Below are 26,774 nucleotides of genomic sequence, written 5' to 3' on the forward strand. Positions count from 1 at the left end.
GCGGCAGATGCTGCCCGGCTTGGCGCCAAATGCATAAATGTGTCATGGATCATAGGTCATGGGCCAGCCTAGGCAGCATGACCAACATGCTCTCCCAGAACGCGCGCGACGACCCCGTCCACGTCGTGAGGTTCAGCACCATTGACTTGTATCAACGGCCATCGGTCCTGGCGCAGGCACTCGCCGACCTCTCTTGAGATTTCGGCCTGCCTTAATCCTTTGTCCACGCCAAGTTCGAACAGCATAACCTCGAGGAGCGGTTGCTGCGCATGCCTATCCACAAGACGGCGGCGTAACGTTTCCTGGGGCGCGTCGAGTTGCACAACGAGATCCGGCCGCGGCAGGAACGCCAGGCACTCGCGGACCGCGTCGAGGCTTGGAGTTCTAGCCAGCACACCCAGCGCACACAAAGCCTGAATCATGCCCTCTTCGAAGATGAAGCAACCGGGCGACTCCCGCGCTTGGCGCCAGGACTGGCACAGTTGGGCGATGTCGACCTTCATTCGCCATGACCACACGCGGCTTCGAAGAGGGATCGATGCCAGAAGCCGGGCCGCGACACTGTCCTTTGGCAAGGTCGACAGCAAGATAGGACCGGATGTGGCAATCTTTTTGCCAATTCTTCCTATGCCATGGCGGATTTCCGGAGCGTCATCCTGAGCCGATCCAGGTTCAATCAGGCGATACCCATTTACTGTCTTCACATTGATGCCGTGTCTCGCCAGCCCTTGGCAGAGGCCGCGAAGCAGCGTGGTTTTACCCGCGCCAGGCGGCCCAAACAACTCGATGATCATATGCTCAAGCGTCTCCGAAACGAGCAGTCATTCCCCTACGGATCAAGCTTAGCCGGATTTCCGATCACACCAACGTTCATTTGAATGATTGTTCCAGTCAGTGAATCTGGGCACCGAGCCCGGATTCTAGCGGAGATGCCGATCGCTCCGTTTGCCTGGGCAAGCCGTCTTGCGCTCGACGGAGCTTGCAAGGAAAAACGACCGGTGCTGGACACAGATGGCAAAACTTCTGAAGGACGCTCGGGAAGCGCTGGCTAGGCAAGATCGAGGCATCATCCGAATGATTGATGAAAAGATCTCCGCGGCGAGCGATGTTCGACCGTCAGCTTGGCGGGGCCCTGAATGTCCTCAGTGTGTTTGCATTCGGAAGTGGCAAATCAAAACCTACAGGTGGATCTGCGACCCACCCGAAAGTGGTCAGTCGTTCCCGAATATGATCTTGACCAAGGGGGGCCAGTCTGGCGCCGTTACCGACAGATGGGTGCCAAATTTGCGGACACTCCAATCTTCGACCACCTTGGAGATGTCGCCAGGCGGTATCCTGACAAGCTCGCAATCAGCGACGGCGCGAACCGCCTGACTTTTTCTGAGCTTTTCCGGGCGGTCGAGACGCTGGCAACTCATATCGCTGCCGTCGTCCCCGAAGGGCAGGCCATCGGCATCCTGCAAGCAAACTCCGCTTGGTATCCTGTGGCGATGTTGGCGACCATGGCGGCGGGACGGCCTTCGGTCCCGCTCAACACAAGAGATCCCGCCTCTCGCATTTTCGATATAGTCAGTGCCGCGGGGCTCGGCGCGATTATAGGCGCCGAAAATGTTCGCCCGGTCGAATTGGCCCAAGAGATCGTCTGGATCGAAATTGCGGCCGCCGTGGCGTCCAACGATCAACACCCAGAACAGCAGCATAAGCCCCCTATGGTTTCGGTCGATGCGCCCGCATTGGTGCTTTACACTTCGGGCAGCACCGGGCGCCCCAAGGGAATCGTCAACAGCCAACGCAGCCTGCTATGGCGGGTCCGGCAATATGTCGATGCGTGCCATATCAGCGCGGATGACGTTTTCCTGCCGCTGACCGGGCCAGCCACGATCGCCGGTTGCCGGGAGATCTTTGCGGCGCTGCTGACGGGCGCCACGTTGCATCTTCTCGAGGTGGAGGCTGTCGGCCTGCGCGCTACGCGCGCTCGATTGCAGTCCGAAGGTGTGACGATCGCCTATCTTGTGCCGGCACTGCTTCGAGCCCTCCTGGCTGAGGCGCCCGCCGACGCTTCCTGGCCGCTCAGAGTGGCCCGAATCGGTGGGGAGAAAGTGTCATGGACGGACATCGCTTTGCTGCGCAAAGCCGTTTCGGACCAGTGTCTGATCCAGATCGGCTACTCATCGACTGAAACCATCGGTTCGCAATGGTTCTTGCCGCCTGACTGGCCCGAGCAAGACGCGTCGGTTCCCGTCGGCAGGCTGCTCCCTGGTATGACATTCGCTATCGTCGACGAAGCGGAGCGCAATGTAGGGCCAGGCGAAAGTGGAGAGCTTCTGATCAAAAGCCGCTATGTCCTGCTTGGTCATTGGGAGAACGGTGTGGTCGTTCCCGCGCAGCCGGACCCCGACGATCCCGAGGCTCGGCTTTTTTCGACCGGGGACCTCGTTCGGCTCGACGATGATGGCATCTTGAGGATCGTCGGCCGCAAAGGGCGCCAGATCAAGATCAATGGTCGACGCATCGAGCCCGCCGAACTCGAACGGGTCTTGCGTTGCGCGCCTTCGGTGGCGGATGCCGTGGTGATGGTAACGGCCGCGCAGGAACTCATCGCCTTCGCGGTTCCCCAGCGCTTCGCAGGCGGCGCTTTTGCAGACGACCTTCGCCAGCTCCTCAGAATGACCTTGCCGGCACCATTGCGTCCCTTGCGATTGCACCCCGTTGACGCAATCCCACGCCTGTCGGGAGGTAAGGTCGATTTGGCAACACTGGCCGAGATAGATCGTTCGCACGGAAGGAGGGCGCGAGTCGCCCGGTCGTCCACTCTCGATGCTCCGCCCGCCGGAGGAGCAAAGGACACACGTCAAATAGTGCAGCACGCGTGGACGCAGGTTCTCAACACAGGCACTGCCACGGGAAACTGGGATGATGCTGGAGGAGATTCGCTGCAGCTGCTGCACTGCGTGATGGCGATCGAAAACGCCATCGGGCAAGAGCTGGGCCTCGAAGCATTCACCGTCGGCATGAGCTTGGACGAGATGGTTGAGGCGGTCGTCTCTGCACGGTCGGGCGAAGGGCGCGAAAAGAAGCACCACCCCCCGGTTCTTTTCCTGTTTCCAGGGTCCGTTGGCTATGGTCCGAGCCTCGCTGCGTTCGCAGCCGCCATGGGGAAAGTCGCCCGTGTAAACCCGATCCGATATCCGAGCCTTGCGGCGATACTGGACGGACACAACACCCTCAGCGCCATGGCTGGCGCCGCACTCGAGCAGATAAGCCGCATCCAACCTGCGGGTTCCGTGCGACTTCTCGGCCATTCTCTGGGTGGCGCGGTTGCATTCGAGGTTGCCGCACGGCTCATGAAGGCCGGGCGAACGGTGCGGTTCCTGGGCATCCTCGACACGAGCCTTCTGGACGAGCCGAGCAACCATTGGGAGACTCTTACCCGTACGTTCTATCGTATTCGCACCAACCGCATATCCGCGCACCGGATGGCTTGCAGAGCCCTTGCGAAGATCACCGTCGCCGTGGGCGGCGAAGCGCGTCTGGCCAGGATTCTGGACAGATTTGCCAATGGAGAGTTCAACCCGACGATCTTCAGGACCAAACTGGAACTGCAGGAAGTTTTAAGGGCGAAGTCATTCTTCCAGTGGCTTGAGGCACCGAAACCGGCTCTGCCCCTCTCCGGTACCTTGTTCCGATGTCGCAGGGAGGGAATGCCGCGGGCCTTGGGCTGGGACAGCGTCTTGGCACACCTGGACGTCATTTCGATCACGGGCAGCCACATCGACCTTGTCGTCGAACCAAACCTTGCCACCAACCGTCCGCTTATCGAGACGGCCATCGTGCAGACCTATTCCCCCGCCGAATCTCGCAAAAGGGAGGACTTGTCATCGACATAATTCCGGAATTCAGCAAGGACATGCTGACGCTCGATGCCCGCGCGGAGGTCGATCGCATCGTTGACACCTTGCGCACTCAGGTTCTCGGCACCCTGCATCGTCGCGGCGTGGTTGTCGGTCTTTCCGGCGGTATCGACAGCTCCGTCGTCGCGACCTTGTGCATGCGCGCGTTCGGGAAAGACAAGGTCCTGGGACTGTTCATGCCGGAGCGGGATTCTTCCGGCGACTCCCTGAGACTTGGCCGCCGCGTCGCGGCACAGCTTGGCATTGAAAGCGTCCTTGAGGACATAGCACCGGCACTGGAGGCCATTGGGGCCTACCGCCGGCAGATCGATGCGATCCAGACCGTCGTTCCCGACTATGGGGAAGGGTGGAAATGCAAGCTGGTGATCGCGTCGGTTCTGGAGAGCAGCGGGCTCAATATAACCCGCCTCACGGTCCAGGATCCGCAGGGTAAAGTAGATACCGTGCGTCTGCCGCCAGCTGCCTATCTGCAGATCGTTGCTGCGACAAACTACAAGCAGCGCCTGCGCAAGATGACGGAATACTATCACGCCGACCGCCTCAAATACGCGGTTGTCGGCACTCCAAATCGCCTCGAGTACGACCAGGGCTTTTTCGTCAAGCAGGGCGACGGAGCCGCCGACGTGATGCCGATCGTTCACCTTTACAAAACCCAGGTTTATCAACTCGCGGAATATCTCGAGGTGGATGATGAAATCCGGCAGCGGCCACCGACCACCGACACCTTTTCCATGACCCAAAGCCAGGAAGAATTCTATTTCGCGCTGCCCTATCACCTGATGGATCTATGCCTCTACGGCCTGAACCACGGGGTCGCCAGCAATGAGCTCGCGGCGGTTGCTGGCCTCACCGAGCCCCAGCTTCAGAAAGTGTTCAAGGACATCGAAGCGAAACGAAGGGCGGCCCACTATCTTCACGCGCGGCCTTTGCTGTCCGCGGAAGGCGGAGATTGACCGAGCATGTGCGGCATCGCTGGAATCGTGGCGCTGAATGCCACAGCGGCTTCTCCTTCGCGGCAGGCGCTGATGCAGATGATGGGCGCGCTGGCGCATCGCGGCCCCGACGGGCGCGGTCTCTACCGGGACAGACGCGCGGGGCTGGCGCATGTGCGCCTGTCCATCGTCGATCTTTCCAGTGGCCAGCAACCGATGGCGGACACAGGCGATACGACGTGGATCGTGTTCAACGGCGAGATATTCAACTACGTCGAATTGCGTGAAAAACTCACGGCGCTCGGCCACCGCTTCCGAACCCGCAGCGACACGGAGGTCGCGCTACACGCCTATCGTGAGTGGGGAGAAACGGCCTTCGAGCGGATGAACGGCCAATGGGCAATTGCGATCTGGGATTCAGTGGCCAATCGTCTTATATTGTCGCGCGACCGCTTCGGCATTTGCCCGCTGTATTTCAGCGAGCATGCGCACCGGCTTTATTTCGCCAGCGAAGTGAAAGCCATTTTCGCGGCCGATCGAACCATACCTCGCGCCCTTGATCCAGCCGGCATCGATCAGACGTTCACGCTCTGGACGGTCGTTCCGCCGCAAGGAGTTTTCCACGGAATCAACGAACTCGAGCCGGGTCGTGTCCGCATCTATCAGGATGGCACCGTTCGTGAGCGGATTTTTTGGCAGCCTTCCTATCCCGACAATTTCGGATCGCGGCAGGGCGAGTTCCCCGGGTCCTCCAACGACGCGGTGGACCGCGTGTCTAGCGCTCTTGAGGCCGCGACGGCGCTCAGAATGGTGCGCGCCGACGTGCCTGTCGGGTGCTACCTCTCCGGAGGGCTGGACAGTTCGCTTGTGGCCGCGCTCGCGAGGCGCTTCGCGGGCGATCGCTTCCAAACCTTCTCCTTGCGTTTTGCCGACGCCGAATATGACGAGACCCGCTTCCAGCGAATGGTTGCCGAGGCGACCGGCAGTGAGCACCATGAAGTGGTCGTTTCGCGCAGAGATATAGCCGGAATCTTTCCGGAGGTAATCCGACACACCGAACGCCCGATACTGAGGACTGCCCCGGCGCCACTCTTCCTGCTCTCGCGCCTAGTGCGCGAGCGTGGAATCAAGGTCGTGCTGACCGGCGAAGGCGCTGACGAAATGTTCGCCGGCTACGACCTGTTCCGCGAAGGCAAGGTCCGCCGCTTCTGGGGGCGCCACCCGACTTCGACACGACGCTCTCGGCTCCTGGAACGCCTTTACCCCTATCTCACCCGCTCGCCGGTGCAACAGCAGGCGATGGCGCGTCAGTTCTTCGGGCGAAATATTCAGGCTTACGACGCGCCGGGCTTTGCTCATGAAACCCGCTGGCAAACCACCAGGGCCATCAAGCGCTTGTTTACGGCCGATATGCGGGCTCGAACGCAGGGCCGCGACGCCGTGTCCGAGTTGCTCGCCCGTCTGCCCGCGCAGTTTGCCCGTTGGAGTCCCCTTGCGCAGGACCAGTATCTCGAGGTGCAAACACTGATGTCGGGCTATCTGCTCTCCTCGCAAGGCGACAGGATGCTGATGGCTCACTCCGTCGAGGGGCGCTTCCCGTTCCTGGACGATGAACTTGTGAGGCTCGCGAATTCGCTGCCACCCTCCTTCAAACTCCGCGGCCTCGACGAAAAGCACGTGCTGAAGCGCATGGCGGCACCCATCCTGCCCTCCGAGATCGTAGCCCGCAAGAAGCAGCCCTTCCGCGCGCCCAACGCGCTTTGCTTCGTCGGCGCAGACGCTCCGGATTACGCTCGCGAGGCGGTTTCGCAGAAGGCCCTGCGCGAGGCGAATGTCTTCGATCCAAAGGGGGTCACGCACCTGCTTGCCAAATGCCAGGCCAGAACTGGCGATGGCGACCTGTCCAATGCCGACAACATGGCGCTGGTCGGCGTGTTGTCGACCCAACTTCTTCATCAGCAGTTCGTCGCGGGTTGTCCCAGTGCAACGCTCGAATGCACGCTCAGCGTCGACGTCGACTGCGAACATCGGGAAGAGCGCCTGTATGTTGCATGATGCCGTACCATTGCTGCATGACTACCTCGCCCATTCCGCCGTCCGACACGGAAGTAAGGTGGCGCTGGTGTGCAACAGGCAGCGTGTCACCTACCTCGAACTCGAAACGCGAGCCAACGCGATCGCCTGGGACCTGTCCGCATCCGGAGTCGTTCGCGGTGATCGCGTGATGATCTTCGCCGACAACACCGTCGAGACGGTGGTTAGCTTCTGGGCGGTGCTAAAGGCGAATGCGGTGGTGTGCATCGTCAACCCGCTCACCAAGAGCGACAAGCTCGATTATCTGCTCAACGACTGCCGGCCGACGGCGCTCATCACGGACGGCCATCTGCAAGCGATCTTCCGCGAGCCGGCGCGCGGCTGCCCGTCACTTCTGCGGGTGATCGTATCGGGACCGATCGACGACGTCGAACTCGCCCAGCTGCCGTTTGCCGTGCGCTGGGACGCCGCCCTCGCCAATGGCGCGGATACGCCGCCGGCACGGCAGTGCATCGATGTTGATCTGGCAGCCATCATCTACACGTCCGGGTCGACGGGCGAACCCAAGGGCGTGATGCTGACGCACAGAAACATGATGGCCGCGTGCGCGTCTGTCGCTTCCTACCTCGCGATTGCCGAGGACGAGGTGATCCTCAATGTCCTACCCCTCGCCTTCGATTATGGACTGTACCAGATGATCATGGCTTTTCGTACCGGCGCCCGGCTGGTGCTCGAACGCTCGTTCGCTTTCCCGGCACAGATCCTCGGGTTGATCAGGCAGGAGGGAGTTACGGGCTTTCCCGGCGTGCCCACAATCTTTGCCGCACTCTCCGAACTCAGGTCCCTCAAAGACCAGGATTTCTCGAGCATCCGCTACGTCACAAACACTGCGGCAGCCCTACCCCTCAAGCATATTTTCATGCTTCGCGAGCTGTTTTCGGGTGCACGCATCTATTCGATGTACGGTCTCACCGAATGCAAACGTTGCACCTATTTGCCGCCAGAGGACCTCGAGCGAAAGCCATTGAGCGTAGGGATCGCAATCCCGAATACGGAGATGTGGATCGTTGACGAGCATGACAGGCGGATAGGCCCAGGCGTTGTCGGCCAACTCGTCATTCGCGGCGCAACGGTGATGAACGGGTATTGGGGCAAGCCCGAGGCAACGGCCAGGAAACTCAAACCCGGCCCGCTGCCCGGCGAGCAGGTCCTATACACCGGCGACTACTGCCGGATGGATACGGAGGGTTACCTCTACTTCGTTGGCCGTGGGGATGAGATCATAAAGTCGCGAGGCGAGAAGGTGGCGCCAAGGGAAGTGGAAAACGTACTCATGGACATTCCAGGAGTCCGGGAAGCGGCTGTCATCGGTGTTCCCGACGAGCTCCTCGGGCAAGCGGTGAAAGCCTTTGTGGTGATGGAGCATGGAAGAGCCATTGGCGAAAGGGAACTGCAGAAGGAGTGCCAGAAGCGTCTGGAAAACTTCATGGTCCCGAAATCCATCGTCGTTGTGGCGAACCTGCCGATGACGGACACGGGAAAACTCAAGAAAACGGCGCTGTCATGATGCGGGGCCAGAACCAAGTCGCTGATTTAATGGTGACGCCACGGAGGACGAATTCATGTTGACCATCAAGGAACGCACCGGAATCTACAGCGAGCAGATTCGTAGTTTCTTGGTTTCAAATTTCTACGTCAGCGACGTCAAGGCATTGCTGGATGACGCATCCTTGCTCGATCAAGGCATTGTCGACTCGACGGGTGTGCTTGAGATTATCGGCTTCATCGAGGAGACCTTTGGCATTACCGTCGAGGATAGCGAACTTCTGCCTGAAAACCTCGATTCCATCCAGGGGATCGAGCAATACATCATCCGCAAAATGAACTGATGGGTAAGCGTTACGCCCAGAGCAGCCCGTATTTGGTCTGACTGTCGCAGGATTCATGCCTGCGACTTGACTTGCCCCAGAACCACCCGGCCCTCGCCCGCTTCGTTCGAGACCGAACGGATGTTCTCGAATGCCTTGCTGCGTTCCAGCAGACCCGCTACCTGTCGGTCTTGGCCAAGCCCGACCTCGAAGAGCAGGATGCCGCCACGCCGCAGGTATCGCGGTGCGTCTTTCAGTACGCGCATATGGATGCTCAGGCCGTAAGGGCCGGCTGCGAACGCCTCGCGCGGCTCAAGCTCGATCAGATGGGCGCGGTCGCCCTCGAGCCGCTTTTCAGAAATGTAAGGCGGATTGCAGACGATTACGTCGATAGTTCCGTCTAGCCCAAGGCCGATGAGAGAGTCGAACAAGTCGCCCTGAAGCACCGAAAGACGCTCAGCCATGCCGTGATGTGAGGTGTTGCGGCGTGCCGTTTCGACGCATTCATCGGTGAGATCGCTTGCCCAGACAAGGGCGCTGGGCACATGGTAGGCGATCGCGCACGCCAGATTCCCAGTGCCGCAGCACATATCAACTATGCGCGGAGCCGGCAGGTTCATCTGATGCAACACACCAAGCGCGGTCTTGCCGAGCAACTCGGTCTCAGGTCTGGGGACGAGCGCACCGGGCGAAACCAGCAGTTCAAGTCCCATGAACATGGCGCGGCCGGCGCCATAGGCATCAGCTACACTGAACTCTTTGCTCATGGCCGACCCCATCGCTTGATCTCCCCAGTATAGATCTGCGGCGCTCATGCGCCAGCCAAACCTGCTCCGAAATCATGAATTCTCAAGCCTTTCCTTCGAAAAACTGCAGGCACAAACTCGGTGCATCGCACTTCTGACGCTCATTGACCGATTGCAATCTCAGGTCGCCCAAGATGGAGAGAGAGGTGCTGCTCATGCTTTGAAGAGCCAATGGCGCGGTACGGCGGCTTTTAGATTTTGTGGATCGTGGAGAGGGGTAAACGCCTATCCAACTCTGATGGAGCGGAGGCGCGGACGGCAGCTCCATTGACGCGCTAATCTTCGGCTCCGGTAATTCAGCAAGTGGTCGGTGGAAGCGCCTCCGCTCCAGCATCAGCCTCACCTTGCTGCATGGAGAGGTTACCTATAGGTTTGCGGACATGTCGAAACAACTACCCGAAGGTCTCGGATCGACATCTCATTTCCGGTCAATCGCAGAGAGGGGCCGTGAGCGAAAGCGTGAGTGTTCTGATTGTTGAGGATCAATGGCTAGTCGCGCAGGACACTGCCGCGCGGCTGCGTCGCGCCGGTTATCAGGTGGTCGGACCTGTGCCGTCGGTATCCGCCGCTCTGCGTCTTGTCGAATCGGACAAGATTGACGTGGCGTTGCTAGACATCCAGCTGAACGGTGAAACGGGGCTGCCGGTGGCGAGGATATTGCAGGCGCGAGGCATCCCCTTTGCCTTCTTGTCGGGATTTGGCCCCGCCGACGTTCCCGCGGCTTTCCGCGACTGCAGATTCCTGCCGAAGCCGGCAACCGATGCTGTCATCCTTGCTGCTGTCAGCGAGTTGGCGTCCCTGCGCACAGCTTCGCGCTGACATTCGCTCCGCCGCATTATTACCGGAGTTGCGCCCTGGCGACCTGGTAGGCCGGACGAGGTCAGTCTCACAAAGGGCAACATTGGCGCTTTGGCCATGAGGACGGCGGACTACGACCGGCGAGGACGGAAATTCAGCGTTCAAAAAGCATCCGCCGGGGTTCCACTTCTCGGCCTGTTGGCGGCGATTTGGACTTAGGTCCGATCCCGGTCGCCAGAGGTCGGATTGCGGAACATCTGCCAAGGACCCACGTTCGGGGTTTGAGCACGGAGGTGCCGGCCGATCTCGAAGCGCAAGTTTCACGGGCAACTGTTGGGGAGTGTCGTAGTGCCGATTTCAAACGATATGGGGGACGAGTACCTGGAACTGGAATGTCCAAACTGTTCTCATGTCATCATAAAAAAGGGATCGTGGTTGAAGGTGATATCCAACTTCAACTGCACCCAATGCCATGCAAAAATCAGAATTGGTTATATGACCAAGCTCGCGCTTTTCGAGAAAAAAAGGCAAAGCATGAACCCGGCTGCGCAGTGAGCGTCCTGGCGGCCCGACAGTCGTTTGGGGTGGTGCGTTGAACCGTCGGGCCTGACCGGCCCGATGGCGGGGGAGCCAGGCCGGCTGGGTGAATCGTATACATTAGATCATGCTTATCAAGCCCAAATCCGCGGCGCGACATCGCCTGGTGGAGCAACGGTGAACCCCGCGCCCGTATACGCGCTAGCAGGAACGTCGGCGGTCAACATGCCGCTCATTCGTAGAGAGTGCGAACAGCTTCATCAAACAGCTCCACCTCGGCTTCAACCTTTTCAGCCGCTTTATCGACCTTCTCGAAACGCTTCAGCATTCGATTGTGGAGCATGGACAAGCGTGCGGCATGGTAGACCACGCTGCGCTTGTAACCTTCAGAGTCGAGTGGTTCGAACAACATTGTCATGGCAGAAATCCTCAATGTTTTTCGCCCTGCAATCCTTCCCTAGTAAACCGCCAATTAACTCTTTCGTTCCGCTGGTGATGCGAAGGCGCCCGAATGAATAACTCGTTGCGCTGTCTCCAGACTGCACGAGCGTGATTCGTCTGTCTGCGGTTGGGCCTCAAGGCTTGCGCTTGCCTCGCCTGTTCGGCTCATGCTGCGTCAGTCACGACATGGACGGCCAGCTTCAGTTCAATCGCTTTGGGCGTGAGTTGAATACCGGCGCTGCCAAGAATTGCCGAATGATCATCCTGCTGTGGTGGGACCGCCGAACCCGTCAGGAGCGACGAACCGAGCCGGCTTGGATAGTCGCCCCACCGCAAGGACGCGAGCGGATCGAAGATCACGTCGGCAGGTGCTCTGCCCTCTCTGGGAAGCCGGCGCCGCGCGCACTTACTGAAAAAACCCAAACAGAATAAGAGCGAGAAAGGCAAACAGCAGCGCTGCAGCCGCTAGCAACACACCTTTGTTGGAGCCCCGCCGAGGTTGAGGGTCAGGCACGAGTTTTTTCCGGTTTGGGAGTTCATTCATTGGACATTAATTTGCGGCTGCAAATTAGGTTCCGCTCATGCAACGTCGCGAACTGGTCCACGGCCTGTGCGGCCAGCCCAGGACCGTTGGATCCAAAAGCTTGCCGTCGGCAAAATCGCTGTCGCTGCGATAGACGGCGCTCGGCACCCTCAGCGCCGAATAGAAGCCGAACGGCGGGCGAAGCTGGTGTTCGACCACCAGCGCGTGGCGCTGGCCGCCTCCCGTCGCGCCGATCAGGACTGGGCGATCGACGAGTGCCAGCGGATCGATGAGGTCGAACAGGCCAGCATAGGAACCATTATAGACCGGCGTCGTCACGATCAGCGCGTCGGCTTGTTCGACCGCGGCCATCACATCCAGCGCCTCCGGCGTCAATTCCTTTCGGGTGAACGCAGCACCCAGACCGCGGCTGGCATCGACGAGATCGAGGAAATTCACTGTGACCGACAGTTTTTCGCGCAGTGCCTCACCCAGGTGATGCGCCAGCCTCCGTGATTTCGACGGCCTATGGGTGTTGCCTGACAACACGACGATGTTCTGGCGCAGCCGTTCGACATGGAAATTCGTGGTCTCTCTCTCTGTGCGAAATGATTGGAGACTTTGACGGGGCCGCCGGCCCCGCCAGTCCACAGCTGACCGTCAGGCGGCGCGCAGAGGCCGCGTCAGCGGGATCGGTGCGGCCGGCTCGGAACGCGGCACACGGCCTTCGACCGGATGGCTCGGATCGTTGAACCCATGCGTCGAGGCATGGCCGGCGGTGACGAGGCGGTCGACAAAGGCCTCGTCCTCGGCGGTCAGCCTGAAGTCCAGCGCCTTGGCGTAGCTGTCCCACTGTTCCTCAGTGCGCGGACCGGCGATCGCCGCCGTGATCAGCCGGTTGTTGAGCACCCAGGCCAGCGCGAAATCGGCGGCCGAGACACCGCGCGACTTTGCGTGCGCCGCGATCTGCCTGGCGATCTCGATCGATTCCGGGCGCCACTCGGTCTCGGCGATACGCTTGTCGCCACGCCCGGCCCTAGTATCGGCGGCTGGCGCCTGGTTGGGCTCGTATTTGCCGGTCAGCACGCCGCGCGCCAGCGGGCTGTAGGAGACGACACCAAGACCAAAATAGGCTGCCGCCGGCAGTTGCTCGGCCTCGGCGGTGCGGTTGACGATGTTGTAGAGCGGCTGGCTGGCCACCGGCCGGTCGATGCCGAGTTCATCGGCGAGATGCGCGACTTCGGCGATGCGCCAGCCACGGAAGTTCGACACGCCGAAATAGCGCAGCTTGCCCTGGCGGATCAGGTCGGCGATGGCCCGCACCGGCTCCTCCAGCGGCGCATCGAAGACGGCGCGGTGGAAATAGAACAGGTCGATGTAGTCTGTTCCCAGGCGCCGCAGACTGTTCTCGACGGTCTGGATCACCCATTTGCGTGAATGGCCGCCGAGATTGGGACCCTTGTCATGCGAGTTGACGAATTTGGTCGCCACCACCCAATGATCGCGCGTCGCCTTGATGCCGCGGCCAACAACTTCCTCGGACTTGCCATTGTGGTAGACGTCGGCGGTGTCAATGAAATTGACGCCTTGCTCGCGCGCCTTGTCGATGATGCGGTGCGCGACCGTCTCCTCGGTCGGCCCGCCGAACATCATGGTGCCAAGGCTGAGCGGGGAAACCTTCAGGGCGCTGCGGCCGAGATAGCGGTAATCGGACATTGTTTTGCTCCGTTGAACTTTCAGTTGAGGGTTGGTTCGGCGTAGTGGCAAGCGACGTGATGCCCCGCCGCGATCGCCCGGAATGCAGGCTCCTGCGAACGGCAGAGATCCGTCGCCAGCGGGCAGCGCGTGTGGAAACGGCAACCGCTGGGGATGTTCTGCGGGCTCGGCAGATCGCCATGGATCGGCGCTGCCTGGCGCCGGCGCGCCGGGTCCGGCACGGCGTCCATCAGTGCGCGCGTGTAGGGATGTTTTGGCGAGGTCCACAGCGTCGCATTGTCGGCGCTTTCGACGATGCGTCCGAGATACATGACCAGCACCCGGTCAGCGAAATAGCGGACCACCGACAGATCATGCGAGATGAACAGGTAGGACAGGCCGAGCTGCCGTTTCATGTCGACCAGCAGGTTGAGGATCTGGGCCTGGATCGAAAGGTCGAGTGCCGACACCGGCTCGTCGCAGACGACCAGTTCCGGATTGAGGATCAGTGCCCGGGCGATGCCGATGCGCTGGCGCTGACCACCGGAAAATTCATGCGGGTAGCGGCCAAGCGAATCCTTGGGCAGACCGACGCGCTCGATGATATCCTCTACAATCTTGCGCCGCTCGGCCTTGTTGCCGATGCTATGGACTTTCAGCGGCGCGGTCAGGATGTCGCCAATCGTGTGGCGCGGGTTGAGCGACGCGAACGGATCCTGGAAAATCATCTGGATGTTGCGGCGCGCCGCCTTCAGCCGGCGGGCGTCGAGAACGGTGATGTCGGTGCCGTTGAACTCGATCTTGCCGCTGGTCGGATCGACCAGCCGCATGATCGTCTTGCCGAGGGTCGATTTTCCGCAGCCGCTTTCGCCTACGAGGCCAACCGTTTCGCCGCGTCCGACCTCGAGCGAGACGCCGTCGACGGCGCGCAACGCACCACCGTGAGCATGGAAATGCGTGGAGAGGTCAGAGACCGAGAGCAGCGCCATGCGCAACCTCCGGAATGAAGCTGTAGGGGCAGGCGACGAGGCGATCCTCGCTCACCTCGACGAGGTCGGGCACGAAATGAGCGCAGCTATCGCGCGCCACCGCGCAGCGCGGCCGGAACGGGCAGCCTTTCTCGCCAGCGGCCGAGACGATGCCGCCGGGTATCTCCGTCAGCCTGGCGTCGCGGTAGTGCAGATTGGTCTTCAGCCTTGGCGAAGCGGCCAGCAGGCCGCGCGTATAGGGATGGAGCGGGGTTCTGAACAGCGCGCCGGGCAGCGCCTGTTCAACCTTGCGTCCTGCATACATGACGACGACCTTGTCGGCCCACTGCGCGACGACGCCGAGATCGTGGGTGATGAGCACGACAGCCATCGACAGTTCGCGGCGCAGCGTATCGAGCAGGTCGAGCACCTGCGCCTGGATGGTCACATCCAGCGCCGTCGTAGGTTCGTCGGCAATCAGCAGGCGCGGACGGCAGGCAACGGCAATGGCAATCATGACTCGCTGGCGCATGCCACCGGAAAGCTGGTGGGGATAGTCGTCGATGCGCCGCTGCGGATCGGGAATACGCACCAGATTGAGAAGCTCGATGGCACGGTTCCGCGCTGCCTTGCCGCGTATGCCTTCGTGCAGCGTCAGTACCTCGGTGATCTGCCGGCCGATGGTCAGCACCGGGTTGAGCGACGTCATCGGCTCCTGGAAGATCATGGCGATCTCGCGCCCACGCAGGTTCCGCATCGCCTTCTGGTCGAGACCGAGCAGATCCCTGCCGGCGAACTCGATCCTTCCATTGGGGATCTTCGCCGAGCGCGGCAGAAGCTGCATCAGGGCAAGTGCTGTCAGCGATTTGCCGGAGCCCGATTCGCCGACGATCGCCAGCGTCTCGCCTTCGCCGACCTCGAAACTCAGCCGGCTGACCGGCTCGGTGCTCGGGAAGCGAACCGTCAGATTGTCGACCTTGAGCAAAGCAGCGGCCATCTCTAGCGCTCCTGCGAGAAGCGCGGGTTAAGCGCGTCGTTGAGGCCGTCGCCGATCAAGTTCAGCGCCAGCACGGTGAAGACGATCGCAAGCCCCGGCAGTGCTGTCAGATACCAGGCGGTGCGGATCAACTCCCTGCCCGCTCCTATCATCGAACCCCAACTGACGACATTGGGATCGCCGAGGCCCATGAAGGACAGCGCCAATTCCATCAGGATTGCGGTTGCCACCATCACCGACGAGGTCACGATCAAAGGCGGCAGCGCGTTTGGCAATATCTCCCGAAAGATGATGCGGGTATGGCCATAGCCGAGGCTGCGCGCGGCCATGACGAAATCCTTTTCGCGAATGGCGCGGAATTCGGCGCGGGTCAGCCGCGCCACCGTCGGCCAGGTGATGACGGCGATCGCCACCGTCACGACAAGCGCCGTCGGTTGCGCGATCGCCACCATGACGACCAGAAGCACGAAGCTCGGTATGGTCTGAAAGATCTCGATCAGGCGCACCAGCACGTCATCGATCCAGCCGCCGAAATAGCCGGCGGTGGCGCCGACAAGGATGCCGAAGCTCAGGCCAAGTGCTGTCGCCACCAGGCCGACGAACAGCGAAATCCGCGCACCGTGCAGAATGCCGGAAAGCACGTCGCGGCCCATGGAATCGGTGCCCAGCGGAAAGCCAGGATTCTGCCCCGGCCAAAGGAAGGGCCGCGCCACCATCGACAGCGGATCGGCCGGATAAACGACGGGCGCCAGCAATGCTGCGAGCACGACCAGCGACAGGAACACCACGCCGAACATGGCGTTGGGATTGCGCAGGAAAATCCTCAGCGCCCGGCCGCCGGCTGCAATCGGTACCGACGCCGCAGAGGCGGAGCGCGCGTCGGGCGCGTGAAGATTGCTCCAGCTCTTCGCCTCGGGTTCAGCCGGTGCCGCAGGCTCGCGAGCGTCGCCATAGAGACCGCGGGAGCGGATGTCGCCGGCGGCAAAGTCGGTGGAAGCCATCAGCGTACTCCGATGCGGGGGTCGAGCCAGGCGTGCAGAAGGTCGACGGTCGCGTTGGCGATGATGACCAGCAATGACGACAACAAAAGGATGCCGAGCAGCACGGTGAAATCACGGCCCATGACCGCCTCGAAGGCGAGACGCCCGAGGCCGGGCCAGGAATAGACGGTCTCGACAACAACGGCGCCGCCAAGCATGCCGCCGACATGCATGCCGGCCATGGTGGTGATGGGGATCAGCGCGTTGCGCAGGACATGGCGGATGGTGATGATGGTTGGCGACAAGCCCTTGGCGGCGGCGGTGCGCACATAGTCCTGCGATTGGACTTCCAGCATCGCCGCACGCGTCAGCCGCGCATAGATCGCCACGTAGAACAGTGCCAGCGACAGCGCCGGCAGGATCATGTAGCGCACCTTGTCCCACAGGCCGGCAAGGCCGGTCAGGTTGCTGCCGATGGTTCCCGAACCGCCGCTCGGCAGCCAGCCGAGCTTGACCGAGAACAGCACGATCAGCATCAAGCCGATCCAGAAGCCCGGGATCGAATAGAACAGCAGCGAAACGACCGAAAGCAGACGATCCGGCAGGCGTCCCGAAAACACCGCCATCAACGATCCGAGGACGAGACCGAGTGCGATGGCGATGCTCAGCGCCACCGCCATCAGCAACAGTGTGCCCGGCAGCCGCTGGCCGATCAGGTCGGCGACCGGCATGCCGTAGCGCGGCGAAAAGCCGAGGCTGAAATGCGCCAGGTTGTAGAGATAGTTGAACAGCTGGACGAGCAGCGGATTGTCGAGCCCGAAGCGCTCGCGCAGCGCAGCCATGGTTTCCACCGTGGCCGAACCGGCCTCGCCGGCCATGACGTCGGCAGCATCGCCCGGCGCAAGCTGCAGCAGGAAGAAGTTCAGGATGACGATGCCCAGAACGGTTGGCACCGCCTGGATGGCCGTGCGCCGGAAGGTTCTGCCAATGCGCGTCAGGGTCGACATCGTTTTCGCTATCCCGGCTGTGGCTGACGATGCGGGTTTGCTGTTTCCCGGAAGTTCCGTGCTTTTTAGTTGACAAGATTTATAGACATTGTCAAACCTGATTTAAGAAATTTTGTTCTGCAAATGGCAGCATTGCAGAATAGAATTTCATTTCATGCTACAAAAATAGCCATTTGAAGTATGAAATCTTACGTGCGGGAGCGGATCGGCCAAATCTTTTCACAAACGGCCCCGCTCTTGGAACGACGGATTTTTCACCCGGCGGCCGACAACCGGTCGATCGGGGTCGGCAGCAAAAAAGGACCAGGGCGCGATGTCTCATTTCCTCATTCCGAACCGCCGCAGGTTCCTCGGCATCTCGGCAGCCGCGCTCGGAGCGACCCTGTTGCCGGCATCGCGCCGAGCCTACGCCGCCGAGCCGAAGCAGGGCGGGACGGCGACATTTCTGCTCTCGGCCGACCCGCCGGTGCTGACGACGATCGCCCACACCGCATTCAATTCGGTCTACGTCTCGGCAAAGACCACCGAGGGCCTGCTGACCTATGATTTCGATCTCACGCCGCGGCCATCGCTGGCCAGGCAGTGGTCGGTCAGCGACGATGGCCTGCAATACACATTCAAGCTGCGCGAAGGCGTGAAGTGGCATGACGGCCAGCCATTCACCGCTGCCGACGTCGCCTATTCGATCGCCACGATCAAGGAGGTTCATCCGCGCGGCCGCAACACCTTCCTCAACCTTGTCGAAATCCAGACGCCGGATCCGCTGACCGTGACGCTGGTTCTGTCGAAGCCGGCACCTTACCTGATCACGGCGCTGGCCGCGGCCGAAACGCCGATCGTGCCGAAGCATCTTTATGACGGCAGCAAGGCCGCCGAGAATCCGGTCAACACGGCTCCGATCGGCACCGGCCCATTCGTCTTCAAGGAATGGGTCCGTGGCAGCCACATCGTCTACGAACGCAACCCCGGCTATTGGGATGCACCGCGCCCCTATCTCGACCGGCTGATCGTGCGTTTCATTCCGGACGCCTCGGGACGCGCACTGGCGCTCGAGACCGGCGAGATCGACCTGGCGCCGGCAACGCCGATCCCGTACAGCGATTTGCAGCGCTTCGAAACGCTGCCGCATATCGGCTTCGAGAAGCAGGGTTACCAGTATTCCAACGGCATCAGCCGGGTCGAGTTCAACCTGGAGAAACCCTATTTCCAGGATGTTCGCGTCCGCCGCGCCTTCGCCCATGTCATCGACCGCGACATCATCCGCGACACCATCAACTACGGCTATGGCGCGACCATTCCGGGCCCGATCAATCCCAATCTGAAGAAGTGGTTCGTCGCCGACCTGAAGACCTATCCGGTCGACATTGCTGCCGCTGAGAAACTGCTCGACCAGGCAGGCTTGCCGCGCGACGCCGACGGCGTCCGGCTCAAGCTTGTCCACGATTATGTTCCGAGCGGTGAGACCTACAAGCGTGGCGCTGAATACATCAAGCAGGCGCTGTCCGCGGTCGGGATCGCGGTCACCGTGCGCAGCCAGGATTTCGCCACCTACACCAAGCGCATCTACACCGACCGTGATTTCGACTTCACCTTTAACGGCATGAGCAATCTGTTCGACCCGACGGTCGGCGTGCAGCGCCTCTACTGGTCGAAGAATTTCAAGCCGGGCGTGCCGTTCTCGAATGGCTCGAAATACAGCAACCCCAAGGTCGATGAACTTCTTGAAGCGGCCGCTGTCGAGGTCGACCACGAAAAGCGCTTCGAGCAATGGGCCGCGATCCAGCAGATCCTGGTCGAGGACCTGCCCGACATCGGCATCGTCAGCCAGCCGGAAATCACCCTCTACAACAAGCGCATCGCCGACCACACGGTAGGCGCCGAGGGCAATGCCGGCTCCCTCGCAACAGCCCACATCGTCGCCTGATCCGCCAAACCCGTGCGCGGTCTTCACGCACGGGTTCCCTGCCTCCATCCGAGAAAGTTCGCCATGACGCTCGCCCATAAGCCTGGTTCCATCGTCGGCACGCCCTTCTTCAGGGCGCCCACCGATTATCCCGACAGCCCGCTGTCGAAAGCGCTTCAGCAGCCGGTGCTGCTCGGGCTGTTCCTGCCGATCCAGGCCGGTGGTTGGACCAACTCGACCCTGGAGCGTTCGACCGACTGGCGCTTCGACTACAATCGCGACCTGACGCTCAGGGCGGAAGAGCTTGGCTTCGACCTTGTCTTTGCCCTCAGCCAATGGCTGCCCAAGGGTGGTTATGGCGGTGTCTTCAACGGCCAGGCGCTTGACAGTTTCGTGTCCATCGCAGCCATGGCCGCGATCACCAAGAGGATCATGCTGATCTCGACCATGCATGTTCTCTACGGCCCGTGGCATCCGCTGCATCTGGCGAAATTCGGCGCTACTCTCGACCACATCTCCGGCGGCCGCTGGGGCATCAATGTGGTCACCGGCCATCGCGCCGTCGAACACGAGATGTTCGGCTGGAACCGCATCGAGCATGACCGCCGCTACGAACTCGCCGCCGAGTTTGTCGAAGTGCTGCAGCGGCTGTGGCAGGACGACGAGAATTTCTCCTTCTCCGGAGAATCGAGCTGGAAGCTCAACGGCGGCTTTGTCACGCCGAAGCCGAATTACGGCCGGCCGATCCTGGTCAACGCCACCGGCTCCGACGCCGGCATTTCCTTTGCCGGCCGTTACTCCGACATCGTCTTCGTCACCAGCCCGGCCGGCTCAGACATAGCCAGCGCGCTGGAGGCGCTGCCGGCGCATACCAAGAAGGTAAAGGACGCGGCCCTCGGTGTCGGCCGCACCGTGCGCACGCTGCTCAACCCGCTGGTCATCAGCCGTCCGACCGAGAAGGAAGCCTGGGCGGTCGCCGACCAGATCGTCGCCCATGCCGACAGCCGCACGCCGAAAGGCTTCCAGACCTTCAACAGCGACGCCCAGGCCTGGAAAGGTCGAGAAGGCCGTGACGATCCCTACGCCAAGGTCGGCGGCAACATCTATCTCATCGGCACGCCCGAGCAGATCGTCGACCAGTTCGTCAAGCTCAAGGACGCCGGCATCGACGGACTGCAACTGTCCTTCTTCGACTTCAAGCCGGATCTCGAATTCTTCGGCGAGAACATCCTGCCGCTGATGAAGCAGGCCGGCCTGCGCAACGTCTGAGGAGCAATCATGACCACGACTGCGATCTCCGAAATCTGGTACACACGCTGCCCGGTGCCGACGCCTGTCGGACTTGCGGCACAACTCGGGCTTCTCGACGAAACCTTCCGCAAGGAAGGGATCGAATTGAAGTCGATCATCGACTCGCCCAACCGCGATATCCGCCAAAGCCATTTCAACCACACGCTCGACTGGTCGTTCCGCCACGGCGGCAACGTGCCGCCGATCCGTGCCCGTTCCGAAGGGCGCAAGACGCGTCTCGTCGGCATCACCTGGACCGACGAGTTCCAGGCCATCATCGCCTTGCCCGGCTCCGGCATCAAAAAGACCAGAGACCTGAAAGGCCGCCGCTTCGGCATCGCCCGGCGTCCCGAAGGCATCGTCGATTTCATGCGGGCGACGGCGCTGAAGGGCCTGGTATCGGCGCTGTCGCTCGAGGGCCTCAGCCATGCCGACGTCGAGATCGTCGACATCGCGCTGACCGACAGTGTGCTCGACAGCCAGGAAGGGCCATCGTTGTTCGGCCTCAAGCGCAAGCAGGCCTATGGCGAGGAGGCAGCAGCCCTGATCCGTGGCGAGGTCGACGCCATCTATGTCAAGGGCACGGCCGGCATCAATGTCGCCAATCTGATCGGCGCCATCCAGGTCGCCGAATTCGGCTTCCACCCGGAGCCCAATATCCGCATCAATTCCGGTTCGCCGCGCGTGCTGACCGTCGACGATTTGCTGGCCGAAGAACGCCCCGATCTGGTCGCTCGGCTGATCGAGACGATCCTGCGCGCCAGCGCCTGGGCCGAGGCGCATCCCGACGAGACGCGGCGCTTCGTTGCCCGCGAATCCGGCGCCACCGAAGAGCAGGTGCTGGCGGCCAACGGTCCGGATGTCCACAAACATCTCGGCCTCGGGCTGCAGCCCGAGCTCATCGCGGCGGTTTCCCACTACAAGGATTTCCTGTGCGACTGGGGTTTTCTCGCCAGCGATTTCGACGTCGAGAAATGGGTCGATCGCCGGCCGCTCGATCTGGTGACCATTCGCGCCGCCGCCTGAGAGGAAGCCAGCTTCATGACCTCGACCATTCCCGAGTTTCCACAACTCCTCGACACGGCAGCCGGCCTTGCCAACGACTTCGCGATGACCGCCGCGCATCACGACGCGACCGGGGATTTTCCGTTCGCCAATTTCGACCGGCTTCACCAGGCCGGGCTGCTTGGCCTGGTGACGGCGCGCGAGCATGGGGGCCTCGGTGGCGGGCTGGTGGAAGCCCAGGCAGTGATCGCCGAGATCGGCCGTGGCGAGCCGTCGACGGCGCTGGTGCTGGCCATGCATTACAACAGCCAGTACGCGCTGCGGAAATCCGGCAAATGGCCGCGCCATCTGGTGCAGCGGATTGTCGAGGCCGGCCGCCTCGGCCCTGCTTTGATCAACGCCGCGCAGGCCGAGCCGGGGATCGGCTCGCCCGCTCATGGCAAGCCGCCCGAAACCATTGCCCGGCGCGACGGCAATGTCTGGCGGATATCCGGCCACAAGAATTACGTCACCGGCATTCCCATTCTGAAATGGGTGAACTTGCTGGCGCTGACCGACGAGCCGCAACCGCGCCTCGCCTCGTTCCTGGTGCCGACCAATGCGCCGGGATTGCGCGTCGAAAAGACATGGAATGCCGCCGGCATGCGGGCCACCGCCAGCGACGATGTCATCCTCGACAATGTCGTGGTGCCTGCCGAAGACATTACCGAGGCACAGCCGGCGTCTGAACCGCTGAGGCGTGAAGAAGGGCCGACAGCGTTCTTCTTTTCGCTGATCGGCGCTGTCTACCATGGTGCGGCCCGCGCGGCCCGTGACCGGCTGGCCTCCTTCGTCACCACGCACGCGCCGGCGAGCCTCGGCGCGCCGCTATCGACGGTGCCGCACATCCAGGCGGGGCTGGGCGACATCGAGGTTCGGCTTGCGACCAGCACGCGGCTGCTGCGTTCGCTCGCCGAAGATGTCGATGCCGGCCGACCGGTCGGCACCGACGGCATGACGGTCAGGCATGTCGTCATCGACAATGCCGTTGCCGTCACCTCGCTGGCGCTGGAGCTTGCCGGCAATCCCGGCCTCAACAGAGATTTCCAGCTCGAGCGCCACCATCGCGATACGCTGACCGCGCGCTCGCATGCACCACAGAACCACATGATCCGCACGATCGCCGCCAAAGCGGCGCTCAGCCGCCACGCTGCCCCTCAGGTAGCCGAGCCGCCGGCTGTTGCTGTCAAACCCAGGCTCAAAGCGGTCGGGTGAGCGGCGTCATGGCATCCGAACATGTCGAAGTCGCCATCGTCGGTGGAGGCCCTGGCGGCCTGACACTGGCGCAGGGCCTGAAGAAGAACGGCATCGGCGTCGCCGTCTTCGAGAAGGATCGCGCCCGCACCGACTATGTCCAGGGTTTCCGCCTGCGCATCCGCCAGCGCGGCATCGATTCGCTGATCGCCAATCTGCCGCCGGAACTCTACGAAGCCTTTGTCGCCACGCTCGGCCAGGCGCCGGACCGCAACATCCTGCTCGACGAGAATTTCGAAACCTTGGGCGAGGATGCCTGGGGTGGCGGCAATGCGCAGGGCGAGGTTGACGACACGCATATCGAAAAGTCGGTGAGCCGCATCACGCTGCGCCAGGTGCTGCTGTCCGGCCTCGACGGTGTCGTGCGCTACGGCAAGGTCTTTTCACGCTACGAGGAGCAGCCGGACGGTTCGGTAACGGTGCATTTCGAGGACGGCTCGACAATCCATGCCGATGTGCTGGTCGGTGCCGACGGCGCCCGCTCGCGCGTTCGCCAGCAGTTGGTGCCGCATGCGGGGAGCTTCGACACCGGTGTCAGGCGCCTGGCCGGCAAGATGACGCTGCATGCGGCAGCCCTTCACCAGATCTCGCCGCTGCTGCTCGACTACAATGCCAGCGTCAGGCCGACAGAAGGTCATGGGCTGATGGTCACCAGCCACCGCGTCAATGTCGAAGCCTATCATAGATATGGGCTGATCGGGCTGGACGACGACACCCACAAGGACATTGCCGGTTTCCATTTCAACAACACCACCAGCTATGTCTGGTGGAACACCGCCTATGAGAAGGACGAGCTTGCCACGGATGACGCGCTGGCAAAGCTCTCCGGCGCCGAACTGCTCAGCCTGCTGATCTCGAAGATCGGCCACTGGCATCCGGAGCTCCTCAACCTCATCCGCTATACCGATCCGTCGACGGTGGCGCTGCTGCATGTCCATAGCTCCGAACCAGTCGATCCGTGGCCGACGAAACAGGTGACGCTGCTGGGCGACGCCATCCACGCCATGACCTATTTCCGCGCGCTTGGCGGCAACACCGCGATCTACGATGCCGGGTTGCTGGTGCCCGAACTCGTGGCCGCCAAACGCGGCGACAAGCCGCTTCTCCAGGCACTGTCGCACTACGAGGCCAGAATGCTGGAGCACGGCGCCAAAGCCGTGCGTTCTTCGCTGACCGCGATGCAGAAGAACGTGCTCTCAGGCCGCCGCCGTCAACAGGAAGCCGCCGAATAGCGCCTCGAAGAATCGGCTGACAACGCTCCTGCTCTACGCCGCTTCCACCAGGCTGGCCGATCGGAAATCATGCAGGAGGATGGCGATCTCGAAGCCGCGCCGCTGCAGCCAGTGCGCCGTCGTCGCCGCGCGGACACCAAGCAGATCGTCGATCAGCACGATGCGGGCGCCGCGCACGGCGATGGTGCGATAGGCGACGCCGAGCAACTGCCCGCCCTCCGACGCGATCGACCCGGCAATGTGCGCTTCGGCGAATTCCTCCGGTGTGCGCACGTCAAGCAGGTAGGTCGTCCGCTTCTCGTCCTTCGCCCAGGCTGCCGCGGTCGCCGCATCGATGCGCGGAAAGCTGTCGCCTTCGGCGAGTTTTGCGATGTGCTCTCCGGCGAAGCGCTTCGCGTCCTCGCTGGCCGAACCATACCCAGCAGTCCTGCCGGTCTCGAGCGCAAGGCCGGCCTCACGCCACGCTTTGGTGCCGTCGTGCAGATAGGCAACCCTGTTGGGCACACCGGCGTCGATCAGCGTCTGCGCGCCGATGATTGCGCGCGGCAGGCCGGCACAGGAGACAACCACCTGCGTCTCCGGCGACGGCACCAGGTCGGCGAAGCGCAGCACCAGTTCGGCGCCCGGCACGCTGATGGCGCCAGGCACATGGTCCTTGTCGAACTCCGCTACCGTCCGGCTGTCGAGGATCACCACGTCGGCGACTTGGCCTTTGAGCGCTTCAAGTTCGTCGACGGTGATGACCGGCGTTCCTTTCTCGTCGCGGATCGCCAACGAAAAATCGACGCCCGGCGTGTCGAAGGTCGGCAAGCCGTCCAAGCCGCCTTTCGTCCATTCCGGAATTCCACCGGCCAGTGCGAAGAGCTGGCTGCGTCCGCGCCCGGTCAGTCGTTCGACAAGTCGCTCGGCAACGCCGCTGCCGTCATCGGCCAGCACGGTGCGCACCGCTTTGCGCGGGATGAAGCGGTCGATCTCCGCCTCGACCTGATCTGCGGGCAGATTGGTGGCGAACAGCGGCGATGCATATCCGACAGCCGCGCTGTCTCTGATATCCAGCACCGCCAGTTCCTCGCCGTCCGCCAGCCATTGGCGAAACGTTGTCGAGTCGATCGTCGTGTCGCTCATGATGCTTTCCTCTCTTGCTGTTCGGCGGCGCCACGGACCGGACGCGCAAGGCCGAGATTCTCGCGCAACGTCCTGCCTTCGTAAGCAGTGCGAAACAGGCCGCGCCGCTGCAGCTCCGGGATGACGAGGTCGACGAAATCGGTGAGGCCCGTCGGCAGGATCGGCGGCATGACGTTGAAGCCGTCGGCCGCCCCGCCGGCAAACCACTCCTCCATCATGTCGGCCACGTCTTTTGGCGTGCCGACGATCTGGAAATGGCCACGTGCACCGGCAACGGCGAGGTACAATTGCCGGATGGTCAGGTTCCGGCTTGCGGCCAATTCGGAAACGACTTTCAGGCGGCTCTTCACCGAATTCTGAACTGCCGAGTTCCGGCAACGGCCCGTCGAGCGGATAGCCGGAAAGATCGACGCCACCGAGCAGTCCCGAGACCAGCGCCACGCTGACCACCGGATCGACGAGGCGCTGGATGGCGTCGAACTTGTCCTCGGCCTCCGTGCGTGTCGGCGCGACGACCGGGAAGACACCGGGCATGATCTTCAAGGAATCGGCAGAGCGGCCAAAGGAGCCCAGCCGGCCCTTCAGCTCGCTGTAAAAACCGCGCGCCGATTCGATGGTCGGATGAGCGGTGAAAACCACCTCCGCCGTGCGCGCCGCCAGGTGCTGGCCGGCATCGGACGAACCGGCCTGGACGATGACGGGATGGCCCTGCGGTGGGCGGGCGACGTTGAGCGGTCCTTTGACGCGGAAATGCCTGCCGACATGGTCAAGAGCATGGATGCCGTGCCGGTCGATGGCGATCCCCGAAGCCTTGTCGGCGACGAAGGCATCGTCGTCCCAGCTGTCCCACAGCTTCTGCGCCACGGCGACGAACTCTTCGTCGTAGCGATCGGCATGAACGGGGTGCTGGTCGCGGCTGAAATTGGCGGCCGCGGGCGCATCGGCCGAGGTGACGACATTCCAGCCTGTCCTGCCGCCGCTCAGATGGTCGATCGAAGCGAATAGCCGCGCCAGATGGAAAGGTTCCCAATAGGTGGTTGACGCTGTCGCGACGAGCCCAATCCTTTGCGTGATGGTCGACAGTGCCGACAACAGCGTCAGCGGCTCGAAATGCACGACATGGCCGGTGCGTTCGAAAGTCTCGATCGGCTGCTCGCCATTGCGCGCGCTGAGGCTGTCAGCGAGGAAGACCATGTCGAAGAGACCGCACTCGGCAGTGCGCGCGGCGTCCGCATAGTGTTGAAAACTCAGGCCCGGATTGGCCGGCACATCGGGATGGCGCCAGGCGGCGACATGATGGCCGGGTCCGCGAATGAAGGCTCCAAGCCTTATCTTTCGATCTTCAGTCATCAGTGGTTCTCGGGCTGGTCGCAAAGGGCTCTCCTATCTAGCGCCTGCCAAACGCGCTGAGCGAAAGAATGCCTTTCGC

23 protein-coding genes and 1 pseudogene are annotated in these 26,774 nt (G+C 62.0%); 12 read left to right on the forward strand and 12 right to left on the reverse strand.

Translation table 11 applies throughout. The features are described 5' to 3' along the window. Nucleotides 1–68 precede the first annotated feature (68 nt). On the reverse strand, nt 69–794 hold the full coding sequence (locus ACYG9V_RS26370; protein WP_023670888.1) for an AAA family ATPase: 726 nt from the start codon (nt 792–794) through the stop codon (nt 69–71). A gap of 342 nt (nt 795–1,136) precedes the next feature. Between ACYG9V_RS26370 and ACYG9V_RS26375 the strand changes: the two genes are divergently transcribed. The 5 genes from ACYG9V_RS26375 to ACYG9V_RS26395 are packed head-to-tail and all read left to right on the forward strand — an operon-like array spanning nt 1,137 to nt 8,766. Then, nucleotides 1,137–3,887 carry a non-ribosomal peptide synthetase gene (locus tag ACYG9V_RS26375; RefSeq protein WP_023691500.1) on the forward strand — a complete coding sequence of 917 codons (2,751 nt, stop codon included), beginning with the start codon at nt 1,137–1,139 and terminating at the stop codon, nt 3,885–3,887. Further along, complete coding sequence (gene nadE, locus ACYG9V_RS26380) at nt 3,884–4,864, forward strand: NAD(+) synthase (RefSeq protein WP_280790677.1); 981 nt, start codon at nt 3,884–3,886, stop codon at nt 4,862–4,864. The genes ACYG9V_RS26375 and nadE overlap by 4 nt, the downstream gene beginning before the upstream one ends. A gap of 6 nt (nt 4,865–4,870) precedes the next feature. After that, complete coding sequence (gene asnB / locus ACYG9V_RS26385) at nt 4,871–6,898, forward strand: asparagine synthase (glutamine-hydrolyzing) (RefSeq protein WP_023697128.1); 2,028 nt, start codon at nt 4,871–4,873, stop codon at nt 6,896–6,898. Then, the gene (locus ACYG9V_RS26390) at nt 6,888–8,444 is read left to right on the forward strand and encodes a class I adenylate-forming enzyme family protein (RefSeq protein ID WP_023830100.1); all 1,557 of its coding nucleotides are present in this window, start codon (nt 6,888–6,890) and stop codon (nt 8,442–8,444) included. Before asnB ends, ACYG9V_RS26390 begins: the two co-directional genes overlap by 11 nt. A gap of 55 nt (nt 8,445–8,499) precedes the next feature. Then, complete coding sequence (locus tag ACYG9V_RS26395; protein ID WP_023670883.1) at nt 8,500–8,766, forward strand: acyl carrier protein; 267 nt, start codon at nt 8,500–8,502, stop codon at nt 8,764–8,766. A 53-nt stretch (nt 8,767–8,819) separates the two neighbouring features. On the opposite strand, the gene ACYG9V_RS26400 is transcribed toward ACYG9V_RS26395, so the two are convergent. Further along, nucleotides 8,820–9,512, reverse strand: a complete 693-nt coding sequence (locus ACYG9V_RS26400) for a N5-glutamine methyltransferase family protein (protein WP_023697126.1) — start codon at nt 9,510–9,512, stop codon at nt 8,820–8,822. Nucleotides 9,513–9,998: 486 nt separating this feature from the next. Here ACYG9V_RS26400 and ACYG9V_RS26405 point away from each other — a divergent pair, with 486 nt between their 5' ends. After that, nucleotides 9,999–10,370 (forward strand): response regulator, encoded by a 372-nt coding sequence (locus ACYG9V_RS26405; protein WP_023670881.1) that lies wholly within the window; start codon nt 9,999–10,001, stop codon nt 10,368–10,370. A 371-nt stretch (nt 10,371–10,741) separates the two neighbouring features. Continuing rightward, nucleotides 10,742–10,945 carry a hypothetical protein gene (locus ACYG9V_RS26410; RefSeq protein WP_155921622.1) on the forward strand — a complete coding sequence of 68 codons (204 nt, stop codon included), beginning with the start codon at nt 10,742–10,744 and terminating at the stop codon, nt 10,943–10,945. 173 nt (nt 10,946–11,118) lie between these two features. Here the strand turns inward: ACYG9V_RS26410 and ACYG9V_RS26415 are convergent, their stop codons facing one another. The 8 genes from ACYG9V_RS26415 to ACYG9V_RS26450 form a co-directional block, all read right to left on the reverse strand. Continuing rightward, entirely contained in the window at nt 11,119–11,304 is a 186-nt protein-coding gene (locus ACYG9V_RS26415; protein WP_023697125.1) for a hypothetical protein, read from the reverse strand. Between the two features lie 188 nt (nt 11,305–11,492). After that, on the reverse strand, nt 11,493–11,687 hold the full coding sequence (locus ACYG9V_RS26420; RefSeq protein ID WP_023701119.1) for a hypothetical protein: 195 nt from the start codon (nt 11,685–11,687) through the stop codon (nt 11,493–11,495). A 208-nt stretch (nt 11,688–11,895) separates the two neighbouring features. Then, nucleotides 11,896–12,399 carry an NAD(P)H-dependent oxidoreductase gene (locus ACYG9V_RS26425; RefSeq protein WP_280938714.1) on the reverse strand — a complete coding sequence of 168 codons (504 nt, stop codon included), beginning with the start codon at nt 12,397–12,399 and terminating at the stop codon, nt 11,896–11,898. Nucleotides 12,400–12,510: 111 nt separating this feature from the next. Continuing rightward, the gene (locus ACYG9V_RS26430) at nt 12,511–13,566 is read right to left on the reverse strand and encodes an aldo/keto reductase (RefSeq protein ID WP_023670876.1); all 1,056 of its coding nucleotides are present in this window, start codon (nt 13,564–13,566) and stop codon (nt 12,511–12,513) included. Between the two features lie 20 nt (nt 13,567–13,586). Further along, nucleotides 13,587–14,534, reverse strand: coding sequence for an ABC transporter ATP-binding protein (locus tag ACYG9V_RS26435; RefSeq protein ID WP_352594890.1), 948 nt, complete (start codon nt 14,532–14,534; stop codon nt 13,587–13,589). After that, a complete protein-coding gene (locus ACYG9V_RS26440; RefSeq protein ID WP_352594888.1) occupies nt 14,512–15,510 on the reverse strand; it encodes an ABC transporter ATP-binding protein in 999 nt (332 codons plus the stop codon). The genes ACYG9V_RS26435 and ACYG9V_RS26440 overlap by 23 nt, the downstream gene beginning before the upstream one ends. A gap of 2 nt (nt 15,511–15,512) precedes the next feature. Then, nucleotides 15,513–16,511 (reverse strand): ABC transporter permease, encoded by a 999-nt coding sequence (locus ACYG9V_RS26445; RefSeq protein ID WP_460222038.1) that lies wholly within the window; start codon nt 16,509–16,511, stop codon nt 15,513–15,515. Then, the gene (locus ACYG9V_RS26450; RefSeq protein ID WP_352446284.1) at nt 16,511–17,497 is read right to left on the reverse strand and encodes an ABC transporter permease; all 987 of its coding nucleotides are present in this window, start codon (nt 17,495–17,497) and stop codon (nt 16,511–16,513) included. Before ACYG9V_RS26450 ends, ACYG9V_RS26445 begins: the two co-directional genes overlap by 1 nt. Nucleotides 17,498–17,810: 313 nt before the next feature. Here ACYG9V_RS26450 and ACYG9V_RS26455 point away from each other — a divergent pair, with 313 nt between their 5' ends. The 5 genes from ACYG9V_RS26455 to ACYG9V_RS26475 all read left to right on the forward strand — a co-directional run bounded on the left by ACYG9V_RS26455 (nt 17,811) and on the right by ACYG9V_RS26475 (nt 24,220). Continuing rightward, nucleotides 17,811–19,421, forward strand: a complete 1,611-nt coding sequence (locus ACYG9V_RS26455) for an ABC transporter substrate-binding protein (RefSeq protein ID WP_352765557.1) — start codon at nt 17,811–17,813, stop codon at nt 19,419–19,421. 63 nt (nt 19,422–19,484) lie between these two features. Continuing rightward, the gene (locus ACYG9V_RS26460) at nt 19,485–20,669 is read left to right on the forward strand and encodes an LLM class flavin-dependent oxidoreductase (protein ID WP_023670870.1); all 1,185 of its coding nucleotides are present in this window, start codon (nt 19,485–19,487) and stop codon (nt 20,667–20,669) included. A gap of 9 nt (nt 20,670–20,678) precedes the next feature. Continuing rightward, a complete protein-coding gene (locus tag ACYG9V_RS26465) occupies nt 20,679–21,716 on the forward strand; it encodes an ABC transporter substrate-binding protein (RefSeq protein WP_352765559.1) in 1,038 nt (345 codons plus the stop codon). Between the two features lie 15 nt (nt 21,717–21,731). Then, entirely contained in the window at nt 21,732–22,949 is a 1,218-nt protein-coding gene (locus tag ACYG9V_RS26470) for an acyl-CoA dehydrogenase family protein (protein WP_023670868.1), read from the forward strand. Between the two features lie 8 nt (nt 22,950–22,957). Next, the gene (locus tag ACYG9V_RS26475) at nt 22,958–24,220 is read left to right on the forward strand and encodes an FAD-dependent oxidoreductase (protein ID WP_352765560.1); all 1,263 of its coding nucleotides are present in this window, start codon (nt 22,958–22,960) and stop codon (nt 24,218–24,220) included. Between the two features lie 33 nt (nt 24,221–24,253). On the opposite strand, the gene ACYG9V_RS26480 is transcribed toward ACYG9V_RS26475, so the two are convergent. Both ACYG9V_RS26480 and ACYG9V_RS26485 read right to left on the reverse strand, forming a co-directional pair. Beyond that, the gene (locus tag ACYG9V_RS26480; protein WP_023733273.1) at nt 24,254–25,345 is read right to left on the reverse strand and encodes a rhodanese-like domain-containing protein; all 1,092 of its coding nucleotides are present in this window, start codon (nt 25,343–25,345) and stop codon (nt 24,254–24,256) included. Next, nucleotides 25,342–26,695 (reverse strand): annotated as a pseudogene (locus tag ACYG9V_RS26485) (LLM class flavin-dependent oxidoreductase). Before ACYG9V_RS26485 ends, ACYG9V_RS26480 begins: the two are co-directional and overlap by 4 nt. Nucleotides 26,696–26,774: the final 79 nt, after the last annotated feature.

Source organism: Mesorhizobium sp. W016 (assembly GCF_054719485.1).